Annotated in this window: 24 protein-coding genes; 8 read left to right on the top strand and 16 right to left on the bottom strand. The window is 40.9% G+C overall.

Annotated elements, in window-relative coordinates; genetic code table 11:
* Positions 1-6: 6 nt before the first annotated feature.
* From fghA to N5852_RS10800, 3 genes are all read left to right on the top strand, one after another.
* On the top strand, positions 7-849 hold the full coding sequence (gene fghA, locus N5852_RS10810; protein ID WP_262097801.1) for an S-formylglutathione hydrolase: 843 nt from the start codon (positions 7-9) through the stop codon (positions 847-849).
* A 104-nt stretch (positions 850-953) separates the two neighbouring features.
* Positions 954-2,057, top strand: coding sequence for a redox-regulated ATPase YchF (ychF, locus tag N5852_RS10805; RefSeq protein WP_262097800.1), 1,104 nt, complete (start codon positions 954-956; stop codon positions 2,055-2,057).
* A gap of 157 nt (positions 2,058-2,214) precedes the next feature.
* A complete protein-coding gene (locus N5852_RS10800) occupies positions 2,215-3,516 on the top strand; it encodes an aminotransferase class V-fold PLP-dependent enzyme (RefSeq protein ID WP_262097799.1) in 1,302 nt (433 codons plus the stop codon).
* 205 nt (positions 3,517-3,721) lie between these two features.
* On the opposite strand, the gene N5852_RS10795 is transcribed toward N5852_RS10800, so the two are convergent.
* The 7 genes from N5852_RS10795 to fabA all read right to left on the bottom strand — a co-directional run bounded on the left by N5852_RS10795 (position 3,722) and on the right by fabA (position 10,385).
* The gene (locus N5852_RS10795; RefSeq protein WP_262097798.1) at positions 3,722-4,291 is read right to left on the bottom strand and encodes an adenine phosphoribosyltransferase; all 570 of its coding nucleotides are present in this window, start codon (positions 4,289-4,291) and stop codon (positions 3,722-3,724) included.
* Positions 4,292-4,417: 126 nt separating this feature from the next.
* Entirely contained in the window at positions 4,418-5,275 is an 858-nt protein-coding gene (locus N5852_RS10790; protein WP_262097797.1) for a cytochrome c1, read from the bottom strand.
* A complete protein-coding gene (locus tag N5852_RS10785) occupies positions 5,269-6,531 on the bottom strand; it encodes a cytochrome b (RefSeq protein ID WP_262097796.1) in 1,263 nt (420 codons plus the stop codon). The genes N5852_RS10790 and N5852_RS10785 overlap by 7 nt, the downstream gene beginning before the upstream one ends.
* Before the next feature lie 3 nt (positions 6,532-6,534).
* Positions 6,535-7,083: a ubiquinol-cytochrome c reductase iron-sulfur subunit gene (petA, locus tag N5852_RS10780; RefSeq protein ID WP_262097795.1), complete on the bottom strand. Its 549-nt coding sequence runs from the start codon at positions 7,081-7,083 to the stop codon at positions 6,535-6,537.
* A gap of 330 nt (positions 7,084-7,413) precedes the next feature.
* Complete coding sequence (fabI, locus tag N5852_RS10775; protein WP_262097794.1) at positions 7,414-8,232, bottom strand: enoyl-ACP reductase FabI; 819 nt, start codon at positions 8,230-8,232, stop codon at positions 7,414-7,416.
* 112 nt (positions 8,233-8,344) lie between these two features.
* On the bottom strand, positions 8,345-9,565 hold the full coding sequence (fabB, locus tag N5852_RS10770; RefSeq protein WP_262097793.1) for a beta-ketoacyl-ACP synthase I: 1,221 nt from the start codon (positions 9,563-9,565) through the stop codon (positions 8,345-8,347).
* Positions 9,566-9,872: 307 nt separating this feature from the next.
* Complete coding sequence (gene fabA / locus N5852_RS10765) at positions 9,873-10,385, bottom strand: 3-hydroxyacyl-[acyl-carrier-protein] dehydratase FabA (protein WP_262097792.1); 513 nt, start codon at positions 10,383-10,385, stop codon at positions 9,873-9,875.
* Positions 10,386-10,822: 437 nt separating this feature from the next.
* On the opposite strand from fabA, the gene irrA reads away from it, so the two are divergent.
* A complete protein-coding gene (gene irrA / locus N5852_RS10760; RefSeq protein WP_262097791.1) occupies positions 10,823-11,254 on the top strand; it encodes an iron response transcriptional regulator IrrA in 432 nt (143 codons plus the stop codon).
* Positions 11,255-11,770: 516 nt separating this feature from the next.
* Here the strand turns inward: irrA and N5852_RS10755 are convergent.
* The 7 genes from N5852_RS10755 to N5852_RS10725 all read right to left on the bottom strand — a co-directional run bounded on the left by N5852_RS10755 (position 11,771) and on the right by N5852_RS10725 (position 17,552).
* The gene (locus N5852_RS10755; RefSeq protein ID WP_262097790.1) at positions 11,771-12,076 is read right to left on the bottom strand and encodes an Rdx family protein; all 306 of its coding nucleotides are present in this window, start codon (positions 12,074-12,076) and stop codon (positions 11,771-11,773) included.
* Positions 12,077-12,087: 11 nt separating this feature from the next.
* Complete coding sequence (gene yihA / locus N5852_RS10750) at positions 12,088-12,738, bottom strand: ribosome biogenesis GTP-binding protein YihA/YsxC (RefSeq protein WP_410004262.1); 651 nt, start codon at positions 12,736-12,738, stop codon at positions 12,088-12,090.
* A gap of 5 nt (positions 12,739-12,743) precedes the next feature.
* Positions 12,744-14,657, bottom strand: a complete 1,914-nt coding sequence (gene yidC / locus N5852_RS10745; protein ID WP_262097789.1) for a membrane protein insertase YidC — start codon at positions 14,655-14,657, stop codon at positions 12,744-12,746.
* A complete protein-coding gene (gene rnpA / locus N5852_RS10740) occupies positions 14,647-15,048 on the bottom strand; it encodes a ribonuclease P protein component (RefSeq protein WP_262097788.1) in 402 nt (133 codons plus the stop codon). Before rnpA ends, yidC begins: the two co-directional genes overlap by 11 nt.
* Before the next feature lie 21 nt (positions 15,049-15,069).
* Positions 15,070-15,204: a 50S ribosomal protein L34 gene (gene rpmH, locus N5852_RS10735; RefSeq protein ID WP_005864709.1), complete on the bottom strand. Its 135-nt coding sequence runs from the start codon at positions 15,202-15,204 to the stop codon at positions 15,070-15,072.
* 252 nt (positions 15,205-15,456) lie between these two features.
* Entirely contained in the window at positions 15,457-16,428 is a 972-nt protein-coding gene (locus N5852_RS10730; protein WP_262097787.1) for an Lnb N-terminal periplasmic domain-containing protein, read from the bottom strand.
* A 188-nt stretch (positions 16,429-16,616) separates the two neighbouring features.
* Positions 16,617-17,552, bottom strand: a complete 936-nt coding sequence (locus N5852_RS10725; protein ID WP_262097786.1) for an Lnb N-terminal periplasmic domain-containing protein — start codon at positions 17,550-17,552, stop codon at positions 16,617-16,619.
* Positions 17,553-17,945: 393 nt separating this feature from the next.
* On the opposite strand from N5852_RS10725, the gene N5852_RS10720 reads away from it, so the two are divergent.
* From N5852_RS10720 to N5852_RS10710, 3 genes are all read left to right on the top strand, one after another.
* Complete coding sequence (locus N5852_RS10720; protein WP_315973220.1) at positions 17,946-18,842, top strand: alpha/beta hydrolase; 897 nt, start codon at positions 17,946-17,948, stop codon at positions 18,840-18,842.
* A 351-nt stretch (positions 18,843-19,193) separates the two neighbouring features.
* Entirely contained in the window at positions 19,194-20,438 is a 1,245-nt protein-coding gene (locus tag N5852_RS10715) for a hypothetical protein (RefSeq protein ID WP_262097785.1), read from the top strand.
* A gap of 104 nt (positions 20,439-20,542) precedes the next feature.
* Positions 20,543-21,538: an SPFH domain-containing protein gene (locus N5852_RS10710; protein ID WP_262097784.1), complete on the top strand. Its 996-nt coding sequence runs from the start codon at positions 20,543-20,545 to the stop codon at positions 21,536-21,538.
* A 131-nt stretch (positions 21,539-21,669) separates the two neighbouring features.
* Here N5852_RS10710 and N5852_RS10705 read toward each other — a convergent pair whose 3' ends face one another.
* Complete coding sequence (locus N5852_RS10705; protein WP_262097783.1) at positions 21,670-22,878, bottom strand: CynX/NimT family MFS transporter; 1,209 nt, start codon at positions 22,876-22,878, stop codon at positions 21,670-21,672.
* A 544-nt stretch (positions 22,879-23,422) separates the two neighbouring features.
* Between N5852_RS10705 and N5852_RS10700 the strand changes: the two genes are divergently transcribed.
* A complete protein-coding gene (locus tag N5852_RS10700; protein ID WP_262097782.1) occupies positions 23,423-24,766 on the top strand; it encodes a methylmalonyl-CoA mutase family protein in 1,344 nt (447 codons plus the stop codon).
* 95 nt (positions 24,767-24,861) lie between these two features.
* On the opposite strand, the gene N5852_RS10695 is transcribed toward N5852_RS10700, so the two are convergent.
* The gene (locus N5852_RS10695) at positions 24,862-26,175 is read right to left on the bottom strand and encodes an alpha/beta hydrolase family protein (RefSeq protein ID WP_262097781.1); all 1,314 of its coding nucleotides are present in this window, start codon (positions 26,173-26,175) and stop codon (positions 24,862-24,864) included.
* Between the last annotated feature and the right edge of the window lie 24 nt (positions 26,176-26,199).

The following is a 26,199-nucleotide window of genomic DNA, read 5'->3' as shown; positions in this document are numbered from 1 at the left end:
AGCCAGATGGAAATAGTTTCACAAGCCCTTAGCTTTGGTGGTGTTCAAGGCGTCTATCGGCATAAGTCTTTGGTTAATCATTGCGATATGACTTTTGCTTTATTTATGCCGCCACAAACAAAAAATTCTAAAGTCAAAGTGCCTTTGTTATGGTTTCTATCAGGGCTTACCTGCAGCCACCAAAATGTTATGGATAAGGGCGAATATCGGCGTTTGGCGGCCGAGCTTGGGGTGGCAATAATTTGCCCTGACACCAGTCCGCGTGGTGATGATGTGCCCGATGAACCTGATAATTGGCAATTTGGTAAGGGCGCTGGTTTTTATGTTGATGCGCTAGAGGCTCCTTTTGCTAAAAACTATAATATGTATTCCTATATTGTCGAGGAATTGCCCGCATTCATTGCAGATAATTTTGCCATTGATATGAACCATCAATCAATTATGGGACACTCTATGGGTGGCCATGGTGCGATGATGATTGCACTTAAAAATCCTTTGCGGTTTAAGTCGGTTTCTGCCTTTGCGCCGATTGTTAATCCGTCAACCTCTGATTGGTCTATTGGCGCGTTAAAAAAATACCTTGGAGAGGATAGTGCAAAATGGCGTAGCTATGATAGTGTATGCTTGATTGAAGATGGCGCGCGGCTCGATAATTTACTGATCGATCAAGGCAGTAATGATAGCTTTCTTGAAAAAGGTTTAAAGCCCAAATTATTGGTTGAAGCATGTGAAAAGGCGAATATGCCACTTACTTTAAATATGCGTGAAGGTTATGACCATTCATATTTCTTCATTTCAACTTTTATGGATAATCATTTACGCTATCATTTTGACTATTTAAAATCGTAGTCGTTTTTTCAAACCTAAAAGCTATAATTTTTCTTGGTGGTAAAAATCGAAAAATATGCTATAGGCAAGAAATAATTTTCAAAAAAACAGGATTAGCGCAAACCATGGGTTTCAAATGTGGTATTGTTGGCTTGCCAAATGTTGGCAAATCAACCCTTTTCAATGCTTTAACCAAAACAGCAGCGGCTCAGGCCGCCAATTATCCTTTTTGCACCATTGAGCCAAACACTGGCGAAGTTGCTGTGCCAGATCCACGGATGCGCCAAATTGCTGCTATTGCTGGTTCAAAGGAAATCATTCCAACTCGGATTAATTTCGTAGATATTGCGGGCCTTGTACGCGGTGCATCCAAGGGGGAAGGTCTTGGTAACCAGTTTCTTGCCAATATTCGTGAAGTTGATGCGATTGTTCATGTGCTACGCTGCTTTGAAGATGATGATATTACCCATGTTGAAGGGCGTATAGATCCTGTATCTGATGCGGCAACGGTTGAAACTGAACTAATGCTTTCAGATCTTGAAAGCTTAGAGCGCCGCGTGGTTGCAACCCGTAAAAAGGCCGCAAGCAAGGATAAGGAATCTTTGACTATTTTGCCTTTGATGGAGGAAGCCTTAACGCTATTGCAAGAGGGTAAACCTGTTCGCTTGCTGTTGAAGGGTATTGCTGCTGATGATCGCGCAATTCTTGATGGCCTTAATCTTTTAACTTCAAAACCAGTGCTTTATGTCTGCAATGTTGCAGAAAGCGATGCAGGAACGGGTAATGAGTTTTCGAAAGCCGTTGATGAAATGGCTAAGGAGCAAGGGGCGGAATCGGTGATTATTTCTGCGGCGATTGAAGCAGAAGTTGCGCAATTGCCTGATGAAGAAGCTGGTGAATATTTGGATGCGATGGGATTGACCGAGCCAGGGCTTGATCGCCTTATCCGTGCTGGTTATCATCTATTGGATCTTATCACCTATTTTACTTGTGGCCCAAAAGAAACCCGTGCTTGGACAATTAAACGCGGTACCAAAGCACCGCAAGCAGCAGGTGTTATTCATAGTGATTTTGAACGCGGCTTCATTCGTGCGCAAACCATTGCCTTTAATGATTATGTAACCCTTGGTGGTGAAGTACCAGCAAAAGAAGCTGGTAAAGCGCGTGATGAAGGTAAGGAATATGTGGTGCAGGACGGCGATGTCATGCTGTTCCGCCATAATACTTAAATCTATTTAGACAACACGCCTTTGATGAAATCAAGGGCGTGTTGCATTGTCAAATAAAGGTCATATGTCTTTAATGCCAATGACATAAAACAATGGCACTGCCTTTTATCAAATAGTACTAAGCCTTTTGCATCTTTTCATTGCAGCTGGCTTAAATATGCAAGATAAAGAGGCAGCAATGACATTAAAAAGACGGCAATTTTTAATTGGATCAGTTCTTGGTTCAACTTTAGCAAGTAGCCTTGTTTCAAAGGTAAGTTTTGCACAAAATAAGCCAAATATTCCCGAAGTTAGTAGTTCTTCTTCAGCACAAAATTGGGTTGATCTTTATGATGTAGATCGTTCACTTGCCAATTTGGAAAATGCCTATTGGGGCATTATGGCAAAGCCAGTGCTTGAACGCTATATTGAAGAAACAAAACGCGTTAATTTTCAAAATACAATTTATGCTCGCTCAAGTTTTGGCGCGGATATGAAAGCATCATTACAATCGGTAGCGGAATTGGCTGGGGTTGGCGATGATGAAATTGCTTTTACTCGCGGCGCAACCGAGGCGCTGCAAATTTTAATTTCAGGCTATAATAAGTTAGAGCCAGGCGACGAAGTACTTTATAGCGATCTTGATTATGACTCTATGCAATACGCTTTTAACTGGCTTCAACAAAGGCGCGGTGTTAGCGTTAAGCGTTTCGCTATTCCAGAACCTGCAAGTTATGATTTAATTCTTGATACCTATAGAAATATTTTGGAAAATAGCCCTAAGGCAAAGCTATTACTATTAACCCATTTATCTCATCGTACTGGTCTTGTTATGCCAGTTCGAGAAATTGTTGAGATGGCTAGGGCAAAAAATGTTGATGTCATTGTTGATGCTGCTCACTCATGGGGACAACTAGATTTTAATATTGATGATCTTGGTGCTGATTTTGTTGGCTGTAATTTACATAAATGGATTGGTAGCCCAGTTGGGGTTGGATTTTTCTATATACGTCGCTCACGATTAGATGCAATTGATACTCACCTTGCCGATGGTGATTGGCCAAGTGAAAATATCAGATCACGTATTCACACTGGCACGCTGAATTTTGCGACTATATTAACTGTACCGACAGCTATTGATCTTCATAAAAAAATTGGTGTCGCAAAAAAGCAAGCGCATTTGCAAAAGATGCGAAATCGCTGGGTCAATGCCTTACAGGGAAATACATTGATAGAAATCTTAACCCCCAATGATCCGCGCCTCTATGGTGGTATTACTGCGTTTCGCATCAAAGGAAAAACATCCAAAGAAGACAATAATGCAATTGTTAAGCAATTGCGGGATGAATTTTCAGTTTTAACCGTGCGGCGCGGCGGTGTTGCTAAGGGGGATTGTATCCGCGTTGCACCTGCACTTTATACTACAAATAGTGAGATAGACCAATTTGTATTAGCCTTAAACAAAATAACTAATCAATAAAAGTGTAAAATCGAAATAGAAATGTTGTCTAAAACCTATCATTTTACATTTTATGAAATTAGGGTGAATAACGTCTGATTAGTAATAAAAAGTGGCAATAAAGGAGCTATTACCTTTGTTGCCCTAATTATATGTGAATTATCAATGATGCGGTTAAAAGCTACAATCACGCCTTTGATAAACATATAAAAATTTTCCTTAAGCCTTATGCGTCATCAAAGCTCATCAAGGTGCAGACATCAACACCAAGATTGCGCAGTTTTTCTGCGCCGCCAAGTTCTGGTAAATCAATAACAAAACAGGCTGCTACCACTTCCGCCTCTAATTGGTGCAGTAAATGCACTGCCGCAACGGCTGTGCCGCCAGTGGCGATTAAATCATCAACCAAAACGACTTTTTCACCAGCGCGTATCGCATCGCGGTGCATTTCCATTTCATCAACACCATATTCAAGACTATAGGCGATGTGAACTTTATTATAGGGTAGTTTGCCTTTTTTGCGGATAGGTACAAAACCAGCTGATAATTGGTAAGCCATGGCGCCGCCAAGAATAAAGCCGCGTGCTTCAATGCCGACAACCTTGTCAATTTTAGTGCCAACGAAAGGATAAACCATTGCATCCATAGCAAGACGATAAGCACGAGCATCGCCTAAAAGGGTAGTAATATCACGAAAGACAACCCCGGGCTTTGGATAGTCTCTAATTGCGCGAATAGAAGGGCGCAAAACTTCAGTCAAATTGGCATTATTTAAATCAAAAGGATGATCGCTCACGTTTATCCGACCTTTAAAACTAAAATTCTATATATGTTTATTTATGAACTCAATTTATCAATTAAAGCATAGTTCTCAATTTTAGCAAGACCAACAGTAAATGTGCAATTCAATGGAAACAAACTGCTATTTTTTCTCAGCCCAAATACGTCTTTTGCTATAATAGGCAAGTCCAGCAAACATGATTAAAAAAACAATAACGCGAAAGCCTGTTTTCTTTCGTTGTTCCATATGTGGGTCAGATGTCCACATTAAAAAGGCTGAAACATCCTTGGCATATTGATCAAGAGTTTGTGGGGTGCCATCTTCATAAACAACACTATCATCATAAAGTGGTTGCGACATGGCGATTGCATCACTTGCATTAAAATAAGGGTTGTAATAGGTGCCCTCAGTAATCTCATGGCCGCTAGGTGCATCGCTATAGCCAGTAAGAAGCGCATAAATATAATCAGGGCCGGCGGAGGTGTAATTGGTGAACACATCGCCAATAAAGCCGGGGAAGGGGGCCGGCACAGCTCTTGCCCGTGCGATTAACGATAAATCAGCCGGTACTGCTCCATTATTGGCAAAAGCAGCTAGCTTGTCATTGGCAAATGGTTTGGGAAAATAATCAACCGGTTGGGCAGGGCGCATTTTAATCTCGCCTTCCTCATTGGGTTCGCTAGGTACTTCATAGCCTGCTGCTAAGGCTTTAATTTGTTCGTCACTAAGACCAATGCCTTTTAAATGTCGGAAAGACACAAATTTTAAAGAATGGCAAACCGAGCAAACTTCTTGATAGACCTTAAAGCCGCGTTGTAATTGATTTTTGTCATAAACACCAAAAGGACCGGAAAAGCTCCATTCTTGTTTTGCTGGTTGCTCTATCGGATAGTGGGGGACAGCCTCATTATCTGCACTGTAACTTATGGCTGCATTGAGAGATACGCCAATAATAGCAACGGCAAGGCCAATAATTTTCTTGATTGATAGCTTTACCATAGGCTTTTACCCCGTTCTTTACGCGCAGCAAGATCAGCCGTGATAGAGGCTGGAAGCGGCAAAGTTTTTTCAAAACGCGGCAAAAATGGCATGATGACTAAAAAGAAAACAAAATAATAGGCAGTACCAATTTGCGCCCATAAAATATAAACATCTTCAACAGACCGTGTGCCAAGCCAGCCCAGCATAATGACATCAGCTATAAACAGCCAAAAAAATAATTTGAAAAGAGGGCGATAGCGACAAGAGCGTATTTTAGAGCGATCAAGCCATGGCACAAAAATTAACACACCGACTGAACCAAATAACACTAAAACGCCGCCAAGAGTTGAGTTTATTGGGCCAAAGTCAAAGGTTATGGCACGTAGCATAGCATAAAAGGGCAAAAAATACCATTCAGGCTGAATGTGTGGCGAGCTTTTAAGCGGATCGGCTTCAATAAAATTATCAGGGTGGCCAAGATAATCTGGCATATAAAAAAGAAACCATGCAAAAAATATTAAAAATACGCTAATCGCAAAAATATCTTTTATCATTGCAAAGGGGGTAAAAGGCACGGTTTCATCAGGTTTTTGAACCTCAACACCCGTCGGGTTATTTTGCCCAACAACATGGATAGCCCAAACATGGAGACCGACTAATAAAAGCAAAATAAACGGAAAAAGATAATGCAAAGCATAAAAACGGTTTAATGTTGGTTGCCCAAGACTATAGCCGCCCAAAATGGTTTCATAAAGCCAATCACCAATAAAAGGTATTGCTTTGAAAAAATTGGTGATAACGCTTGCAGCTGAAACCGACATTTGGCCCCAAACCAGCACATAGCCAAGAAAGGCAGTTGCCATCATCACAAAATAGATGAGCACGCCCAAAATCCAAACAATTTCACGCGGCCGCTTATGCGAACCGTAATAAAGACCGCGAGCAAGATGAATATAGGCGGCGATAAAGAAAAATGATGCGCCAACCCCATGCCAAGGGCCAAATAGCCAACCAAATTGCCCATCACGCATGAAACGCTCACGCGATTCAAAGGCAATAGCCACATCTGGCACATAATGCATGGCCATCACAATGCCGGTTAATATTTGCGAAACGAGCATTAGGCTTAAAATGCCGCCAAAGGTATAAAAATAATTTAAATTGCGTGGTACAGGAAAAGAGACGGCCAGATCATGCATCATGCGCATTATTGGCAAGCGTTCATCTAAAAAACAGCCTAATTTGGTTTTGGGGGTATAGCTTGATTTTTTCATAGCCTAACCAATCCGCACAATGGTATCAGAAATAAACTCATAAGTTGGGATAGCAAGATTTTTATTGGCTGGACCATTGCGCACCCGTCCTGCTGTGTCATAGCTTGAACCATGGCAAGGGCAGAACCATCCGCCATAACGCCCAGATTGACCAAGCGGCACACAGCCAAGATGGGTACATAAATCCACCATAATTATCCAGTTTTGTCGCCCTTCACCAGCACTACGGTTTATATCTGTTGCGGTTGCGCTTGCTTCAATATTATTATTGCGGGCATTTTGATCTTTCAAGGCATCAAGCGGTGTTTCTTGCGATTCTTTGATTTCTTTTGGGGTGCGATTGCGGATAACCACTGGCTGACCGCGCCATTTAACAATAATTGACATGCCTTCTTCAATGCCCGATATATCCACTTCTATCGAGCCAGCTGCAAGGGTTGCTTCATCAGGTCGCATTTGGTCAATAAATGGCCAACCAATGGCGGCAACACCAATACTACCTGCAACACCAGTTGCTAAAAACAAAAAATCGCGTCTCGTCTGCTTGCTCATATAGGGTCTATAGCGAATGCTAATCCAATTATAATTGTCTTTATTAAAGTTATGATCGTCATAATTTCAATTACATTTAAGGTCTTTTAATATGGGTAAAGTTCTATGTCAAAAACCCAAAATTACCGACCTATTTTTATAATATTTTTCTTAGCACGCTGGTTCCTTTGCGCCAAGTTTGAATCATTATAATTTATCGCGCGAAAAGTCGCAGTAGGGTATTAAACAAATATAATAGAATAGCATCTTGCATCAGCTATTTAGGCATAAAAAAAGGAAAGGTTTTATAGCCTTTCCTCTTCATAAAAATTTATGCGAATTTATGTGATACTATTCGCCCAGAGCTTCTTCACTTTGGGTCAATTCTTCCAAGGATGGTGTAGATAAAATATTATAACCAGAATCGACATAATGGATTTCACCGGTTACACCACTTGACATATCCGACAATAAATAAAGGGCGGATTGGCCAATTTCATCAATTGATACGGTTCTGCGCAGTGGCGCATTGCGGCGTTGATAGGAGAAAATGGCGCGTGCTGCACCAATTCCATTACCTGCCAATGTGCGTACAGGACCAGCGGAAATTGCGTTAACGCGGATATTTTGTGGGCCGCAATCAGCCGCACAATAGCGCACCATTGTTTCAAGTGCTGCTTTAGCAACACCCATAACATTGTAATTTGGCACGACGCGTTGTGATGCACCATAGGTAAGCGTTATTATAGAGCCACCATTAGGCATTAATTTTTGCGCGCGCTGTACAACTTCTGTAAAGGAAAACGCCGAGATAACCATAGTGCGGCTAAAGTTTTCACGCGTTGTCACATCGACATAGCGCCCCTTTAGCTGTGATTTATCGGAAAAGCCAATGGCATGAACGATAAAGTCAATGGTTCCCCATTCCTTTTCTAAAGTTTCAAATACTGCATCAACCGATGCAATATCTTCAACATCACAGGGCAGTAATAATTTTGATTCTAGCTTTTTAGCAAGCGGTTTTACCCGTTTACCAAAAGCATCACCTTGATAGGTAAAGGCCAATTCAGCACCCGCATCAGCAAGTGCGCAAGCAATCCCCCAGGCGATGGAATGGTCATTAGCAACACCCATAATCAGGCCGCGCTTACCCTTCATCAATCCCTGCATTTTATTCTCCATCGACCATGGATCTTATCCCGGTCGCATGTACCTGAATAGTGATCTCGTTAGTGTTTACCGTTTTGTTCAATTTAAATTCTTTATTATGCGCTAAGAGCACTTAGCGGTATTTTTGAAAAACCAGTGATGCATTGGTGCCGCCAAAGCCAAAGGTGTTGGATAGCACTGTATTAAGTTCAACATTATCGCGACGTTGGCGCACAATTGGCATATCAGCAAATTGTGGGTCAAGCTCATCAATATGGGCGCTTTCGCAGATAAAGTTATTTTGCATCATCAGCAATGTGTAAATAGCTTCTTGTACACCAGCTGCACCAAGTGAGTGGCCGGTTAAGGATTTGGTTGCTGAAATTGGCGGGCTTTTATCAGCGCCGCCAAAAACGCGGCGAATAGCTTCAATTTCTGGTGGATCACCAACCGGTGTTGAGGTTGCATGTGGGTTGATATAGTCAATTGGATTGTTGACATTGGCAAGAGCCATACGCATGCAACGCTCAGCGCCTTCACCCGATGGAGCTACCATGTCATGACCGTCAGAAGTTGCGCCATAGCCGATGATTTCGCCATAAATTTTTGCGCCGCGAGCCTTAGCAATTTCAAGTTCTTCAAGAACCAACACGCCAGCACCGCCAGCAATGACAAAACCGTCACGATTAGCATCATAAGAGCGCGACGCACGTGATGGTGTATCATTATATTTTGATGACATCGCACCCATGGCGTCAAATAATACCGACAGCGTCCAATCTAAATCTTCACAGCCACCAGCAAAAACACGGTCTTGCTTACCATATTGAATGGTTTCAAAAGCATTGCCGATACAATGGTTTGATGTCGCACAAGCTGATGAAATACTATAATTAACGCCTTTTATTTTAAAAAAAGTAGCAAGTGTTGCTGAAGCGGTTGAGCTCATGGCTTTTGGAACAGCAAAGGGGCCTACGCGTTTGGGGCCTTTTTCGCGCGCAATATCAGCTGAATCCACAATTGCACGAGTGGAAGGACCACCAGAGCCCATAATAATGCCAGTGCGCTCGTTTGATACTTCGTTCGGGTTCAAGCCTGCATCAGCAATGGCTTGATCCATAGCGATGTGGTTCCATGCAGTGCCACGACCATGAAAACGCATGGCACGTCTATCGACCAATGCTTCAATGTCAACTGTGGGCATACCGAAGGCTTGCGCCCTAAATCCTAGATCCGCATATTCTTGCGAAAATGAGATGCCCGATTTTGCTTCTTTTAAGGAAGCAAGCACTTCGTCAGGGTTATTTCCGATTGACGAAACAATTCCCATGCCGGTTACAACAACTCGACGCATCAATTTCTCCTTGGGTAGAACGGGACAATACTCACGTGGTCATCCCTGTAATTCTATTTGCACCCATTAAATAGGGTGCAATATGTCCTATTAAAGACATGTTAGTGTTTATACATCAAAAGCACACAAAGTCTTTGCTGATTATGCAAACTTTCAATCTGTATTTAAGCCAACATGAAAATTAAGACATATTCGTAAATAAATCAAATTTTGGTTAAATTGCAATAATCCTAACAATCACGACCATAAAGCCGTGATTATTAATATAATCTAAAGTGCAACGAACCAAAGCAGATTGTTGATAATGCTATTCTTTTGATTTAAATAGCCCAACGCGTAAATCACTGGCGCGATAGATAATTTCACCATCAGCCTTGACCCAGCCATCAGCAATGCCAAGCACAAGGCGACCACGTAATACGCGTTTGAAATCTATGCCATATTCAACGAGCTTGGTTTGTGGTGTTACCATGCCGGTAAATTTAACTTCACCAGTTGAAATGGCGCGGCCCTTGCCGGGTTCGCCAAGCCAGCCGAGGAAAAATCCGGTAAGCTGCCACAAAGCATCAAGACCAAGACAGCCCGGCATAACGGGATCGCCAATAAAATGGCAAGGGAAAAACCATAAATCTGGCTTAATGTCTAATTTTGCGCGAATCATGCCTTTACCAAAATCGCCGCCTTGATCCGAGATCGCGGTGATTCTGTCAAACATCAACATTGGCGGGGCAGGAAGCTGTGCGTTTCCTTCACCAAACATTTCCCCACGGGCGCAGGAAAGCAATTCTTCAAATGTATAGCTAGACTTTTGCTCAGCCATGTTATCTCCATTTATCAAGGCAGATATATATGATATTAAGGTTGCTGCCTTTTAACGTTTGCACTCTCCTAACACAGACAACCACTGCAAGTAAAATCAAAATAGCGCTAAAAAGGGCGTATTTTTGACAAGTCACAATGGTTTATTAGCTTTTTTTGCTGGCTATATCTATTTTTGGGAATAGTTTATCCACAAGCTGAATTAAAACTATACCTTTTTTGACAAGTTTTATTGGCAAAGTTTACGAAAGCGGTTGATTGCGCATGTTTTTAGGCTTATTAATGATAATACGGACAGGGAAACCTGATGGAAGCGTCTAATCTGAGTTTTAGAGTAGGCTTATAAAATTGTTTGAAACTGCGTAGTTTTTATAAACATTTGATAAGTTTTGCAAAAATTAAGAATTTGGGTTAAACTTGGGATTTTGAGATAAGCCGATGTATATTGAACCTATTTATGGACTTGAAGACAGATTGCGGGCAAGTGGCTTACGGCCAACCAAACAACGCCTAGCACTTGCAAAAATGATTTTTGCTAAAGGTCATCGTCATATAGCCGCTGAAGAATTGCATGAAGAAGCAGTAACTGCTGCCGTGCCAATTTCACTTGCCACCGTTTATAATACTTTGCATCAATTTACTGAAGCTGGTCTTTTACGCATTATTGCTGTTGAAGGCTCAAAGACGTGGTTTGATACAAATATTTCAGACCACCATCATTTTTATCTTGAAAATGAAGCACGGGTTATTGATATTCCTGAGGGGCCACAGGGGCAACCAGTTATTACCAATTTGCCAACTCCACCTGAGGGTATGGAAGTCGTCAATGTTGATTTGATTGTACGTGTGCGTCCTATTCAGCGCCAGTAAATTCAGCTCTCACAAATTTTAGGCTTAGTAAATAAACTGATGAACTCCAGTAAAAATTTGTTGTAGCAGTTCTTAGTATATTTATTGTGTTGCAAAATTCTTTGATTGAAAAAACCTATGAACCTAATTGGTTTATAGGTTTTTTATTGCGGTTTAAAAAGCTTAATGTTTTTTTGGTCTATAGGTAAATTGAGAAGTTTAAGGAAAGCTGCGCGCTTGGAAGAGAGTTTTTAAATAAGATAGTTTTGGCGCTGGAATGTGTGGCTTAAAAGCTATTTGGACAGTTTTGTGATACTGTCTTGCAGTTTGTATGACAAACACTATTAATCTCGCCTCGATTGTAATCTTAATTTATTGTTCTTATTGTAAATATGAAGAAAATTTTGGTAAGGCGCTGAAACTACGAGTTGAAAAGCTTATTTTTGACTATGCAATTAAAGCTTTAGGAAATTTTACCAATAGAATATTGCGTAAAATTATGAACCACATAAAATCATCAGCAAAGCCGATAAAATGTTAATCGGCTTTTGGTGCGGTGTGGCCATCGATATGACCGAGCTTGCGGTCGGGCCAAACAACATCCCGTAATAGTTGCTTCAATATTTTAGCTTCGGGAAAGCCATTATCACGTTTACGATCCCAAATAAGATTATCATTGACGTGAATAGTAAAGATACCACCGGTGCGTGGCCGCAGAATAATTTCGCCAATATCAGTCCCGAAGGTTTGTAAAATTTCTTGAGCCAGCCAAGAGGCTCGCAACATCCAATTACATTGCGAGCAGTAGGTAATAATGATGATTGGAGCTTGATTACTCATCATTGATAAGAACCTTACGAAATGGCCTCCATAATGGCTGCCTGTACGTCGTCAATGCCTTCACCTTTTTCTGAAGATGTAGCAAGTAGGATGGGGAAGGCAGCTGGGCGCTTGGCAATTGCCGCCTGTGTCGCTGTAAAGAGCTTATCAAAATCTGATTTTTTGATCTTGTCTGTTTTCGTTAGAACAATTTGGTAAGAAACCGCTGCTTTGTCCAACAAGTCCAAAACATCTGCGTCATTCTTTTTAATGCCATGGCGTGAATCGATTAAGACATAAACACGCTTCAGGGTAGTGCGGCCGCGCAAGTAATCAAATACCAAACGTGTCCATTGTTCTACTTGCGCTTTTGGTGCTTCTGCAAAGCCATAGCCAGGCATATCAACCAAAGCCATTGGCGGTAAATCACCGTCCACACCACTATAGCCATCTGGAACAAAATAGTTAAGTTCTTGAGTGCGGCCTGGCGTGTTAGATGTACGCGCCAAGCCTTTACGGCCAACAAGGGCATTGATGAGTGACGATTTGCCAACATTGGAGCGACCAGCAAAGGCAACCTCTGGTGGTCCTTCTGGTGGTAGGAATTTCATGGAAGGTACACTTCTAATGAAAACCCAGTTACCAGCAAAAAGTGGAGCTCTATTTGGTTTATCGTTCACGGGTATTTTCCCTACTTCTTTGTCTTGTTGGTTTTATTATTTTGATTGGTACTTTTGTTTTGATTGCCACTTTTATTTTGATTGGTAGCGCTCGCCGTTACCGGCTTCTTTTTAAACACACTTTTCAAATTATCAAAGAGCTCAATTTTCACGCCTTGACGCTTCATAATAATACCCTGTTGGATCACTGAAAGCGTGTTGTTCCATGCCCAGTAAATAACCAAGCCAGCTGGGAATGCTGCCAACATATAGGTAAATACTAAAGGCATCCAAGTGAAGATCATCGCTTGTGTTGGATCTGGTGGGGTTGGGTTCATGCGCATTTGAATGAACATGGTGATACCCATAATAATTGGCCAAACACCAATAAGCATGAAATCAGGCACATGATAAGGCAATAGACCAAACAAATTAAAGAGCGATGTTGGATCTCTTGCAGCCAAATCTTGGATCCAGCCAAAGAATGGTGCGTGACGCATTTCAATGGTGATATAAAGAACCTTATAGAGTGCGAAGAAAATAGGAATTTGGATAAGAATTGGCCAGCAACCTGCAAGCGGATTAATCTTTTCCTTGCGGTAAAGCTCCATAATCGCTTGTTGTTGTTTGGTTTTATCCTCAGCATATTTCTCGCGGATCTCAACCATTGCTGGTTGCACAACCTTCATACGAGCCATAGACTTATAAGACTTATTGGCAAGTGGGAAGAGAATGGTTTTTAAGATAACGGTCGCAAGTAAAATAGCAATACCAAAATTGCCAACCAATTTATAAAGCCAATCAATAAGGGTAAACATAGGCTTTACAATAAGACCAAGTAAGCCCCAATCAATAAGCAAGCCAAAACGGTCAATATGCAATTGTGATTCATAACGATCAAGAATTGCAACTTGTTTGGCGCCAGCAAAGGCATGGTTTTGGAAGGATTGCGTTGTGCCAGGTGCGATAGTTGTTAAGTTACGCTCAAATTCAGATTGATAGCGTGTACCGTTGTTATCAATATAGGAGAATTTTGATATGTACGGTGTCTTTTGATCTGGAACAACTGCTACGGCCCAATATTTATCAGTAATACCAATCCAACCGCCTGTTTGCTGTTCAAACGGGATGGTTTGCTTAAGAGGCTCAGCTTTTGACAAGTCTGTATAGCTTTTGGTCTGGAGATTAAGATTGCCTAATATTCCAATCAATCCTTCATGGAGAAGATAATTGGCGTTTGATTCACTTGGAGGTGAAACGCGCATAACGCGCCCATAAGAATGGATCGAAACAGGCTTGTCGCTATTATTGGTGACCGTGTCATCAAACGTAAACATGAATTCATCGTCAACTGAAATGGTACGATGGAATATAAGTCCCTCGCCATTATCATAGCTTAGAGCTACTGGCGTTTGTGGTGTGAGTGTATTGTTTTCGCCTTCAACTTTCCACAAAGCGTTGTTGTTGGCAAGTTTTAAGGTGACACCCGGATCTGATGAAAACCCAAATTCAGCTATATAGCCTTCTTTAAAGCTAGTGGGATTAAGCAAGGCAATAAGCGGCGAGTTCTTATCAACCGTCATTTGGTATTTTTTTAGCAAAAGGTCATCAAGCTTTGCACCGTAAAGGTTGATAGAACCTTTAAGATTTGGTGTATCAATTGCGATACGTTCTTTGTCGCTAACAATGGCTTCGCGTGCTTGCGGGGTCATTTCAACGCTGCCGGTCGGCTGGTTAGTACCGGCTGTTCCTGCTACGCTATTCGTATCATTGTCAATAGGCACGGTTCCCACTGGATTTCGCGCCATTTCCTGTTCAATTTTTTGGGCTTGGTTTGTAACATTTTGCTCCACTTGATTTTGTGGTTCATTATAAAAATAGCTCCAACCCATAATGACAGCCATTGAGAGGGCGATAGCGATAAAAAAATTGCGATTATATTCCATCAGCTGAATCCAGTTGCGGCTTTATGTTTTGTGCCTTACGCTTAATACGGCGCTTAAGCTCATTGACTAATTGTTCAAAGGGTACGTGTAAAATATCAGGTCGGGCAACAAAAACGTAATCGGTTGCTTGCGCCAAGTCCTGCTCGATGCTGATGCGTACAGCTTCCCTTAGGCGTCTTTTAATGCGGTTTCGCTTTACGGCATTGCCGTTTTTTTTGCTAACCGTAAAACCAATGCGAGCCGCGCCGTGATTCTTATCTTGAGCGTCCGCATTTTGCTCTTTCATTTCCAATAGAAAAAGCGGACCACGCCGCTTTTCACCATTTCGTAAAGCCAAAAACTCTGCCCTCTTACGAAGGCGGAGTGGCTTTTTTTTATCAGGGGAAAGCACGACCGGCTATCACACCCAATATTAAGCTGAAAGACGCTTACGACCGCGTGCACGGCGTGCAGCAATAACCTTACGGCCACCAGCAGTAGCCATACGCGCACGGAAGCCGTGGCGGCGCTTGCGAACAAGTTTAGATGGTTGGTATGTACGTTTCATTTATTTTAATACCGCGGTGTGCGGTCCTTCTTGGTTCTAAAACTGCTTTTTTATAAGGTACAGTTTGACTTGGAACAATTATTAAACTGCCCGGCTTTTAACCAGACAGTTGTCGCGCTTATACGGATTAGAGGGCGCAAAGTCAATCAACAAGTCGCCCAAAAAGGCTTATAGCTTGGTTACCAACAATAGAATATTGGTTTTGTTCCTAAAAGAAAAAAGCTTTTTTTCGCCATTGCTTAGCATAGGCAATCATTGTTTGGCAGCGACAAGATCGGGTGGCACCGGTTGGGCAGTACTTATATATGCATTAGCCATAGTGTCATGGAGGGGTAATGTAGTGTCAATAAAGCCATGCTCATATAGATAATAAGGTAGAAGACCAGAAAGTATCACGCGATAATCACTTGGAAGGTCAGGAAAGTGTTTTTTAGCCAGTTCAAATATGACGGTTGTACAATTGCTGGAAAACGTATTGTAAAAGCGAGCATTATGGGCAAGATCATTGGCTGCGGTTAAATAGATGATAAAAAGATTTTTTGCGTCTTCCTTACTGACTTTAAGGCTATAGCGAAAAACACTTTCATATGGGCTATTGGCACGTTGATAAATAATATCCTCTGCTGTGCCTGCCAACATGATCAATTCATATTTTTTAAAAAATCCCGCGATATTGGAATATTCTTCATCTTGCTCAATGCGCAATTCTGACGAGAATATAATTTGTCTGCCATCAGCAAAATTAAAGCCAACTAAGGAATGGGCAAGATATGGCCCCATCCAATAGGATAGGTAGAGATCCACCCCAACAACGCTATCCATATCATATTCGCCATCAATCCATGAGGTATAGGTATGGGTAGGATCGCTCCAATCAAAATTACGAATATTATGGATATGGACAGTTTGGCTATCAAAATCGGCGGTCACACCGTGGGTAAGGGTTGGATACCAAAGCCGGTCATTGGAAGGCTTTATGGTATGCCACCAACCAAGAACACATAAAAAACTTAGTAAAAAAGCAAGGCGTCCTCGCCAGGGCCTTTTGCCCCATTGCGTTTTTAAAATCCAAAGGGAAAAGAGCAGCCATAATACGAGAAAAATATAGCCGACGTCTTTACCAAAAGGCGCTTGATAATAAAAGGCAAGTGCTACCCATATAAAGAAAAGTATGAATAGCAAAGATAAAATAATTTTAAATATAATCTTTGTTGCTTGTTTCACTATCTATTTCCCCTATAGACCTGAACTTTGTTCAGTTAGGTAACACAATAATAATGGCAAAATTATTCTCAAAAAATGTCATAAATATATATTTTGTGATCTGCTGCTGTTTTATGGCAAGACTATAGTTTTGGCTTTAGTAGTTTTGAAAATTACAACACCAAATTTCATCGCGAGTTTTGCGTTGCTTATGGGTTTTCTGGCGCCAAATGCGCTTCTTTTACCACTTGCTCCAAACTCTTAGACGTATCAATAAAGCCGTGATCATAAAGATAGGATGGCAATTGCCCTGAAAATAGGATCCGCCAATCTTTAGGAATTGAGGGCTCTAATATACGAGCCATATCAAAGACGACTGTCGTGCAATTGGCTGTTGCGGTATTATAAAAACGCGGCGTTTTAGATAATGCATTGGCTTTTTCAATATAGGTTAAAAACAGCGCCTGTGTTTGAGCAGAAGATGTTTTAAGCGGGTAGCGATAAACTTGCTCTTTGCGGATATCGGTGCGTAAACGAATAATATCTTCTTTAGTTGCGGCAATGGTGATCAGTTCAAATTCCTTAAAAAAACCGCCAATTGCCGAAAATTCTTGTCCCTTTTTTCGGCGAATTTCCGAAGAAAAAATTAACTCCTGTCCATTGTCAAATTCAAATCCAACCAATGTATGGGCAATGTAAGGCCCCATCCAGTAAGACAGATAAATATTCATGCTTTTTAAATGAGTAAGATCAAAACTTGCATCAAACCAACGGGGGATGCCTTGCTCAGGTGTTTGCCAATCAAAGTTGCGAATATGAGAAACATGGACAGTGCTGCCGGTTAAATTTGCTGTGACACCATATTGTAAGGCTGGATCCCAATCTCCATCCAAGGTTGGCTTAATCGTTGACCACCAAATTCCAAAACCGATAAAGGCGATAATTGCTATTGCTCGTGCAGCACGTGGTTTCCACTGCCATTCGCTATAAAGTACAAAACCTGTAAGGATTAGCCAAATCAAGCCAATGATTGAAAAAACAATGCTATCAAGCTGATAGAAAAAACCAAGGCCACACCACAAAAAGCCAAGCAGTAAAACTAAGGTCCAGATGAGATGAAGCAAAATCTTTAAAAATTTTCGCATGCTAGGCTTTTCGCTCTTCATTGGGTTGTCGGTAATTTAGAATTATAGGTAATATTAAGCGCTTTTATGGTCAATTTGCTATAAGTTGATGGAAGATTATGGAATTGTCATAATTTAACAGGTTTTTGTATGTAGATTATAAATCGTCAGTAAATTGTGTTATTTTAGTAATCAATTTGAAATATGAATATGTAATTATATGATTGGATCGATAGTCAAAATATTTCGTGAAACATGTGTAAAAGCCGTTGTTTATATTTTAAAAAATTTGGTTTAAGAAATTCACTTAGGAAAGATATGAGCGAATAAGGTGCATGTTATTGTAAATATGAAAAATTATTTTTACCAGTTCAAATTCATATTTCCTAAACCAATATATGGTATAGCAAAGATATGATGAAACGTTTTTACCTGACACTCTTCATTCTATCCACGATTTGCAGCCCCGTTTGGGCTAATGACAATGATTGTCTTTCAAAAGCTTCTGCATCTTGTTTGGATAATGTGCAAACAACAGATAAAACCGATAGGTTAAACACCGTTGCCACGGATAGTCGCACGGGAGCCGTTGAAGCCAATGCTATTAAAGCTAAGCCACATAACAATGACGTGCAAGCTATAAGCCGTAATAGTGAATTTATTTATCAGATTGACCGGCCAACGAATGCATCTGGCGATGTGGTTGTTTTGATGCATGGTTCTGGTGGTAATGAAAAAAGCCTTATGCCTTTTGCCCGTTCTATCTGGCCACGAGCAACCTTAGTGGGTATTCGCGGACGTGTTGTTCAAAAGGGCCAAAGACGTTGGTACACCAAAATTACAGCGACGCGTTTTGACCAAAAAGATGTAAGCCGCGAGGCTGAAGCCTTTGTAAGTTTCTTAACCAAACTTGCTGATGAAAATGAGTTGGATGTTGGCCGAACGACCTTCATTGGCTATTCAAATGGTGCAAATTTGCTTGCCGTTGTGCTTTTGCAGCAACCTGATTTGGTGCGCCGCGCAGTCTTAATGCGCTCTATGCCAGTGCTAGACACCATGCCACGTGCTAATCTTCATAAGACAAGCATCTTAACCCTATCAGGGCAAAAGGATCGGCTTTACTCTCCTTTTGCACCCGTATTATCGTCCTTGCTGAAAAATAATGGTGCAAAGGTTGAAAGCCATATGGTCGCTGCTGACCATATGATCGGGGAACTTGATAAAAAGCAAATTATCGCTTGGCTTGGTAATGGCAATAGCGATAGTGTGTCGGCAATGTCAACACGAACCACTCCTTCGCCTCAAAAATAATCTTAAGCATTAGGTTGATATCCATATATTTTGTCAAAGCACATGATCAAATCGCGTGCTTTGACTTTTGTCTTTGTTGTATAGATTAAAACATTTTTATGGAGGAAGACAGTTTTCCTGTAAAAAATGCTATTTTTTCATCTTACGAAAATAATTCTTTTGTTTTTTTTGTGATTTTCTTGTGTAAAAGATTTTTGAGTATTGTTGAGGCAAAAATAAAAACTTGTTTTATTGGTGCACCTATGGCGAAATATTCTTAAAATAGTAAAATTTAAAAAGGCCAGTTTATGTCTGCATCTATTAAAGCAATAAAATGCCCACAATGCGGCAGCCCGAGGGTTGAAACCCTACGTGAGCGCTATTATAAATGCGAAAGCTGTGGAGCTGATTTTTTTTATTCAAGACCCAAATGCCAATAAAACGGTTCATCATCAACATGTTCATAGTTTAGATGAAAATATCAAACATGGTTTTAGGCAGGCAAAAAGATTTATACTTCTTACTTTAGCTGCGCTGGTCGTGCTGCCAATTTTGTTTTTTATTATTTTTTCAGTTGGGGAAAATATATCTCCTACACCGCCACGCCCACAAGCACCAGCCTTCAAGATTAAAACCGAAAAATATGCTTTAAAAGATGCAGAAAACCGCGTGCTCACTGGAAATGCTGAGCATAAGAATGTTTATGTAACAACAATGATTATGTCCTATTCAAGGTATAGTGGCATAAAAAACATCGAACAAATTCCAGATGTTTTGGTTGTTCTTGTTGATGATGTAATAACAGGCGAGCGACTGTCACGCCAAGATATCATTTTGTCTTATAGAGCTGAAAGAATTTATTTTGAAAAATATTTTAATGGGGGGGCTAGGGTTCTTGTCGGAAATACGGGCCTTTACACATGGGATAAAGAGCAATTAAAGTTTAATCCTGTGTCAATGCAAACATTTGAAAAATTGCCCCAACTTCAAGTTGGTGTCGCTAAAATCGAAATTGGTCATTCGAATTATTATGACGAGGAAATGCGGGTAACGGCGAATGATGGTGAAGAATATTATGTCTATCTTAGCTATGATCTTGCTTTAACCTTTGACCAAAGAATGAATGCTATAGATAGGGGTGTATTTATTGATAAATCTTCTGATTTCATTGAGTTTGAGAGCTTTCCAAATGGAAAGAAGAGGGATATTGCCTGTCTTGATTTGGCCTATAAGCCTGGAACCCCTTATGACAATTTTGCGTTTGGCCTTGAATTAGAACAGGTTTTAGCAAATAAAGAAACGGTGACGAGGCTTAATTATAGCGTTTTTGCAGTTCAAAAATATATCAAACGTATTGATCGTTTTGTGAGTGATCGTAATCTGTTCGGTCTTGCTATTTTAGGGCGGGATAGTGAGCGGCTTTATATCAGCTTTAGGTCTAAACCGCTTGATAGCGAAATGGTCATGTATCAAGCACTTGATATAAATACTGGCGAGATATTATGGACTAAGAGGCCAGAAGAAATTTTTACCGTTGTAAAAGATTGGCCAGAGGGTAGCGGTAGTTATAATTTTAAAAGTGACGTTTATGATGGCGGTATTTCCATAACCCATTAAGATATAAAGGCTTTTATCGATAGTAATGGTAATGTCATTCGTAGAATAAACCTCAGAAATTTACAAGATAGTATTGTTGACCAATATAACGAGGATAAAGAGTGATGAAGCGGTTTTTAAAAAATCAGTTAGCAACTGTTATCCAATGGGGCGAGCCACATAATGATGTTTTGTGGTGGAAATTTCCGCATGATAATGACGAAATAAAAAATGCCTCAAAACTTATTGTTGCACCAGGGCAGGGATGTATCCTTGTTTATGAAGGCAAGGTAATTGATAAAATTGAGGAGCCGGGGCTTTATAATCTCAAAACTTCCAACCATCCTTTTATCACCAGCCTATTAAAAATTCGCCAGTTTTTTGAAAGTGAACACAAGTTACAACTCTATTTTTATCAGCTTGTTGAAATCGCTAATCAAAGCTGGGGAACAGCTGAAAAAATTAAATATATCGATCCTGTTTATAAATTTCCCGTACAGCTTGGCTTGTTTGGAATTTTCAATTATCGCATTACCAATGCATCCTCATTGATGACTAATTTGATCTCTAATGATGAAATGTTTACAACCGATATGATGCGTCAGATTTTTGTTGCGCAGTTGCAAACGGTAGTTGCTAGCCATATTGCGGCAAAAAAAATTGCATTTGTAGAAATTGATGCCGAGCTAGTAACCCTCTCCAATGATTTAAAAGCCTTATTGCAGGATGAATTTGAAAGCTGGGGGATATCCTTAGTTAAATTCAAAATTAATGGTACTGCCTTTGATGAGGAAAGCTTGGCAAATGCGCAACGCATCGGCCAATTGGCAGCAGATCAATATGCTGCATCACAGGCTGGTCTTGATTATGTACAGCTTGAAAAAATTAAGGCTATGCGCGATGCCGCTAAAAATGAAGGTGGACTTGCTGGGGTAGGCTTGCAATTTGGCATTGGTATGCAAATGGGGCGAGATTTTAATACTTCGTCTGTTAATACTTCCAATGAAGAGCCCATGAAGCCAATGGAGGCTTTGGAACAGCTAAAAAAAATGTTCGACAATGAATTATTAAGTGCTGAAGAATATCACCAAAAACGTCAAAAATATCTTGATTTGCTTTGATTTATAAATTCTTTTTCGCCATGAAAGGTCCAAGTTTTTTGCTTGAACCTTTTATTTTGACCTTTTAATTTTTGCAATTAAATTTGTTGTTTAGCATTTAAGCGCTTTTTTGATAAACTGCTCTTAAAATGTTAAATGGGGTCTGCTTTTATTGGAATTGTTCTGGGACGACCAGCAAGGTAGCCTGTAACTGCGGCGCCAAGGCAAAGAGCAACAAATAAACCAGCTGTTGCGGTAAAGCCGCCCGTTGCCTCATGAATGGTACCAACAAGAAATGGGCCTATGGCAGCAATGCAGTAACCAAAGCCTTGTGCCATACCCGAGAGATGCGACGCAACTGGTGCATCATGGGAGCGCAAAGCAATAATCACCATAGCAACTGCAATAAGACCACCTTGCCCAAGGCCTTGCAAAACAACCCAAATCCAAATGGTTGATAAGGGAGCTAAAATAAAACCAATCAGTCCAATGCCAGCAATAAAAGTCAAAAAGACACATATTCCGCTTTGGCTGGCCCTGCGACCAGCGATAACGGGTATGATAAGGCTTGCAATAACTTGAATAAGAATTGAAATAGAGGTTATTATTCCTGCCTGTTCGGGTTCAATACCACGTTCGCCAATGATTTGTGCAAGCCAGCCAAATACAGAATAGGCAAGGGCTGATTGTAACCCCATAAATAGAGTTACTTGCCAAGCAATTGGCTGTTTCAATAGGCCCTTAACTTGGTAGCGAGCTGGTGCACCTTCACCTGAATGGCTTTTTAATTGTGGTAACCATAACACAATGACGAGCAGTACTGGGATCGCCCAAGCTGCAAGGGTAAGCTGCCAAGATTCATTTAATATGTGTTTTAATGGGACGGTTAAGCCAACAGCAATGGCTGCACCACCACAAAGTGCCATGGAAAATAAGCCAGTCATTAACGGAATATGATGGGGAAAATCGCGTTTTACCAAGGATGGCATCAACACATTACCAAGAGCAATAGCAGCACCTGCCATAATCGAACCAATATAAAGCGTTGATAATGGTCCAAATCCGCGCAAAGCTGTTCCTATAGCCAGCACAATTAGGGCTAAAAACATGGTGCGTTCTGCACCAATTTTAGACGCTCCCCAAGGTGCAAGTGGGGCAAAAATGCCAAGACATATCACTGGTAATGTTGTTAATAATCCTGCTTGAAAGCCACTTATACCGGTTGCCTCAAAAATGTCGGGAGAAAGTAAAATTGAAAGGCTAGAAAAAACCGGCCTTAGATTTAAGGCAACAAGAATTAACGATACCCCCAAATATATGCTCCACGCTTTGCCGCGTTGGGCATTTGAATAACCAGACATTTCATTCCTTTCAAAAGCATCAAAAGGGCAAATTTGATCGAATCAAATGCCGTTTTGAAATTTTAGTTTATTTTTAAAGTGCCTTGGTTGAGTAAGTTGACAAGAAAATCAAGGCGTTGTGCGAAACTTGGCCTGTTAAGCTGTTCAAATTTTTATGAGTAGATCACGAAAATGTTACTGATCTGCTGAGAATACCAGCATAACTAAAATTATAATAAGTCAAATTTAACTACGTTAACCGTTCCAATTAGCAGCAAAATGGCGCGTTTGAAAAATTGTCTTTAACTTCGATAAAAACATAGGAGCAAATAGTATTATCTGTGTTACAAGAGGTTTGGCATTAGGCAATGCTGAAATATCTTTTTTGGTCAAAAATGAGGTCGCTTTTAGTTTGAATAATCGATTTTTTTGACAGATTGGGTTATATTGGTAAAAAAATTGCGATCATGAGCTTTTAGGTGTTTTCGTCCGTGCGGAAAAATGCTTTATGCTTAAGGGACGTGATGCTTTAAAATGTGTAAGTATAATGGAGACGCTGTAAGCTATGGATAACAAATTATCTGTTGAAAGCGTAAAAATTCAACAATCCTCCGGTGGTAAGATTAATCAACGCCAATTTGGTTGGTCGGCAATGCAGCGAGCTGATGATCCTGATGTTCGTCGCGCAAATCAGCAGTTGAAGCAAGATATTGCCAATGGTGCCAATGGTGTTGCTATTGTTTTTGCTGGCGCCCACAATGCTTACGGATTTGGGTTGCCGCCTGAGCCTGATACAATTGAGAAATTATTTGATGGAATTGACCTTGCTGGTTTGCATCTGCGCTTGGAAAATCATTCTCACGGTCGTCCTATTACAGATACGTTTATTACTTATTTGCAAAAAAGTCGTATCGATTTAAATCGCACGCAAATTACTTTTGGCACAGACCCGACAGCAAGTCTTGCAACAACTGGCCGGCTTAAAATGTCTATTGCAGCATTAAAAGCATCCTTACCCCAGTCTATGTCGGCTTTTTTCTCTTCAGGGCTTCCAGGTATTGTGCTTGAAGCTGATGGTCGTCCTTACCATAATGCCGGCGCGACTGAGGCACAAGAAATTGGCGCTATGTTGTCGGTTGCTGTTAGTCATCTAAAAATGATTGAAGATGGCAGACATCACATATTATACACGCTGCCTCATATTGGTTTTGCAACAGCCCTTGATCAAGATCCAGCCCTTGGTAAGGCAAAATTGCGCGCATTACGACTTTTATGGCATAAAATTCAAAAGGATCTTGGAGTCGAAAATCCTTTTCCTGCAATAATTCATGTTGAAACATCAATGCGCATGATGAGTGCTCATGATCCATTATTGAATATTTCACGGTGCAATCTTGCTAGCTATGCAGCAATTTCATCGGGTGTTGTTTCGCTTAATGTTTTGCCATTTTCTATGCCACTTGGTCTTGCCGATTCATTTGCACGCCGACAAGCTTTGTTAAGCCAACTTATATTGGCTGAAGAAAATGCAGCTACCTTTACATTTGACGCTAACGAAAAAAGTGAGCAGGCAGATGTGCTTGTTGAAGCTGCATGGGAAGAATTTCAGCGTTTTGAACGTGCAGGCGGCATTTTAGAAACCTTGATTGATGGTAGCCTTGAATTGCGCTTTGAAGAAGCCCGTGATTTACGCACCACCGCATTTTTAAAGGGCGAACGCACGATTTTAGGAGTGACCAAAGCTCGGTTGAAAAATGAATTGCCAGTTTGCGGTATTTATGACCAAAAACCTAGCGATTTTGTTGCTGATGGCATTGTTCATTGCAAGCCATTAACCTTTAAACGCCTTGAAACATGTTATGAGGAAGCTGCAGCAATTGCACCTGCTGGTGCAGCTCTGATTGTGTAACAATCATCTGGTCTCAGCGATATGTTGAATAAACAGTTTTATGCGATACAATAAAGCGGTTTTAAATATTAAAACCGCTTTATCCGTTATTTAATTTATGTTTTCTGCTGACTTAGCAGCCAGCGGCGTACACTAGGGATTGCATAAGCTATTGGCCACGTCCAGACATGACCGCCGCCGAGCCCACTTTCACCAACTGGAATAACCGTGCCAGCACGAAAGGCAACATAATATATGTTGCTATCTGGCCCTTCATTAATCATTTTTTCCTGTGCTGCTTGAAACTCAGATGGACTGGACTGGCCATCCCATATGGCACGGGTTATTTTAGCGCCATTTTGTTCCAGTTTATCGGTTATCGCATTCATGCCAGGATATGCCTTATCATCATCTTGTGAGACAATAATCCAAATTTTATGCTTGGCTAAGGGCGCAACCTGTGCAGGATCCCATTGACCAGCAACTAAAAATGATGCAGCAAATAAATCGGGATATTTAATATTCAAAGCAATGGATGTCATGCAGCCTCCCGATTGTCCCGTGGTATAAAGGCGTGTGCTATCAATGCTATAATTATCCAATAGGCTGTTGATGAGACGAATGGTAACATCAGCATAATCGCTAGTTTGTGAAGCGTCATTGGCAATGGCTGTTGGATATTGGGGGGCAAGGACAAAAGCTGGATTGGCTTCTTGGTCTGATGGACTGGCAAAAGAAATCGCCCCTAATCCTTGCTGTAGGGTGCGAAGTGGATTGGTTCCAGTAACACCAGCATCATGCATGAATAAGACTAATGGATAAGACTTTGCTTTGTCGTAATTCTTAGGAATATATAAGTTATAGTTAAGCAGAAGGCCAGTTAAGGGATCTATATATCTAAATTGTAAAAAATCATCAACAATAAGGTTGACTTGTCTTGTATTGATAATGGCTTTATCTGTTGGCGGATAGATGGTTCCCGATAGTGTTTGTAATGGTTTAACCTGTGAAACCATGACGGTTGCTGGTGTTTCAACCTTGGGCGCATAAGTCTCTGCCCCCTCGTCATTGGGATCAAGCTCAAGGATGATAAAAACCCCATTACTTGAATTTGTTGCCTTTTTAGCATCATTGCTTGCATAGGCCTTTAATATAGTGCGGCCTGCAACGCTCCATTGAGTTTTAGAAATATTGTCATGTTGGATGACTTGATCATATTCAATAATTGCGGCAGTTGTGCGTTGGCTACGCCCAAATACTTCCGTGACAGCTGTGACAGCTTTAATATGCTCGCCATAAAATACGGATGCATTGATCGCTTGCGCGCCGCCTAATTCAGCGCTTGATTGAGCCTTTGCAATTTTTGGTAATATAGTCATTGCACCAAGAATTGCTGGTGCAAGTGAAATAAACTGACGGCGTGAAGGCATATCAAATCTCCAATTGGTGCATTT

Source organism: Bartonella sp. HY328 (genome assembly GCF_025449335.1).
Taxonomy (GTDB): Bacteria; Pseudomonadota; Alphaproteobacteria; order Rhizobiales; family Rhizobiaceae; genus HY038.
The sequence above is the reverse complement of the archived record's forward strand: the minus strand, read 5'-3'. Positions and strand labels throughout refer to the sequence as shown.

Excerpts from the sequence above, each read along its gene's own strand:
- fghA (WP_262097801.1), top strand. The coding sequence starts at position 7 with ATGGAAATAGTTTCACAAGCCCTTAGCTTTGGTGGTGTTCAAGGCGTC.
- ychF (WP_262097800.1), top strand. The coding sequence starts at position 954 with ATGGGTTTCAAATGTGGTATTGTTGGCTTGCCAAATGTTGGCAAATCA.
- N5852_RS10800 (WP_262097799.1), top strand. The coding sequence starts at position 2,215 with ATGCAAGATAAAGAGGCAGCAATGACATTAAAAAGACGGCAATTTTTA.
- N5852_RS10790 (WP_262097797.1), bottom strand. The coding sequence starts at position 5,275 with ATGGTAAAGCTATCAATCAAGAAAATTATTGGCCTTGCCGTTGCTATT.
- N5852_RS10785 (WP_262097796.1), bottom strand. The coding sequence starts at position 6,531 with ATGAAAAAATCAAGCTATACCCCCAAAACCAAATTAGGCTGTTTTTTA.
- petA (WP_262097795.1), bottom strand. The coding sequence starts at position 7,083 with ATGAGCAAGCAGACGAGACGCGATTTTTTGTTTTTAGCAACTGGTGTT.
- fabI (WP_262097794.1), bottom strand. The coding sequence starts at position 8,232 with ATGCAGGGATTGATGAAGGGTAAGCGCGGCCTGATTATGGGTGTTGCT.
- fabB (WP_262097793.1), bottom strand. The coding sequence starts at position 9,565 with ATGCGTCGAGTTGTTGTAACCGGCATGGGAATTGTTTCGTCAATCGGA.
- fabA (WP_262097792.1), bottom strand. The coding sequence starts at position 10,385 with ATGGCTGAGCAAAAGTCTAGCTATACATTTGAAGAATTGCTTTCCTGC.
- irrA (WP_262097791.1), top strand. The coding sequence starts at position 10,823 with ATGTATATTGAACCTATTTATGGACTTGAAGACAGATTGCGGGCAAGT.
- N5852_RS10755 (WP_262097790.1), bottom strand. The coding sequence starts at position 12,076 with ATGATGAGTAATCAAGCTCCAATCATCATTATTACCTACTGCTCGCAA.
- yidC (WP_262097789.1), bottom strand. The coding sequence starts at position 14,657 with ATGGAATATAATCGCAATTTTTTTATCGCTATCGCCCTCTCAATGGCT.
- rpmH (WP_005864709.1), bottom strand. The coding sequence starts at position 15,204 with ATGAAACGTACATACCAACCATCTAAACTTGTTCGCAAGCGCCGCCAC.
- N5852_RS10725 (WP_262097786.1), bottom strand. The coding sequence starts at position 17,552 with ATGCGAAAATTTTTAAAGATTTTGCTTCATCTCATCTGGACCTTAGTT.
- N5852_RS10720 (WP_315973220.1), top strand. The coding sequence starts at position 17,946 with ATGATGAAACGTTTTTACCTGACACTCTTCATTCTATCCACGATTTGC.
- N5852_RS10710 (WP_262097784.1), top strand. The coding sequence starts at position 20,543 with ATGAAGCGGTTTTTAAAAAATCAGTTAGCAACTGTTATCCAATGGGGC.
- N5852_RS10705 (WP_262097783.1), bottom strand. The coding sequence starts at position 22,878 with ATGTCTGGTTATTCAAATGCCCAACGCGGCAAAGCGTGGAGCATATAT.
- N5852_RS10700 (WP_262097782.1), top strand. The coding sequence starts at position 23,423 with ATGGATAACAAATTATCTGTTGAAAGCGTAAAAATTCAACAATCCTCC.
- N5852_RS10695 (WP_262097781.1), bottom strand. The coding sequence starts at position 26,175 with ATGCCTTCACGCCGTCAGTTTATTTCACTTGCACCAGCAATTCTTGGT.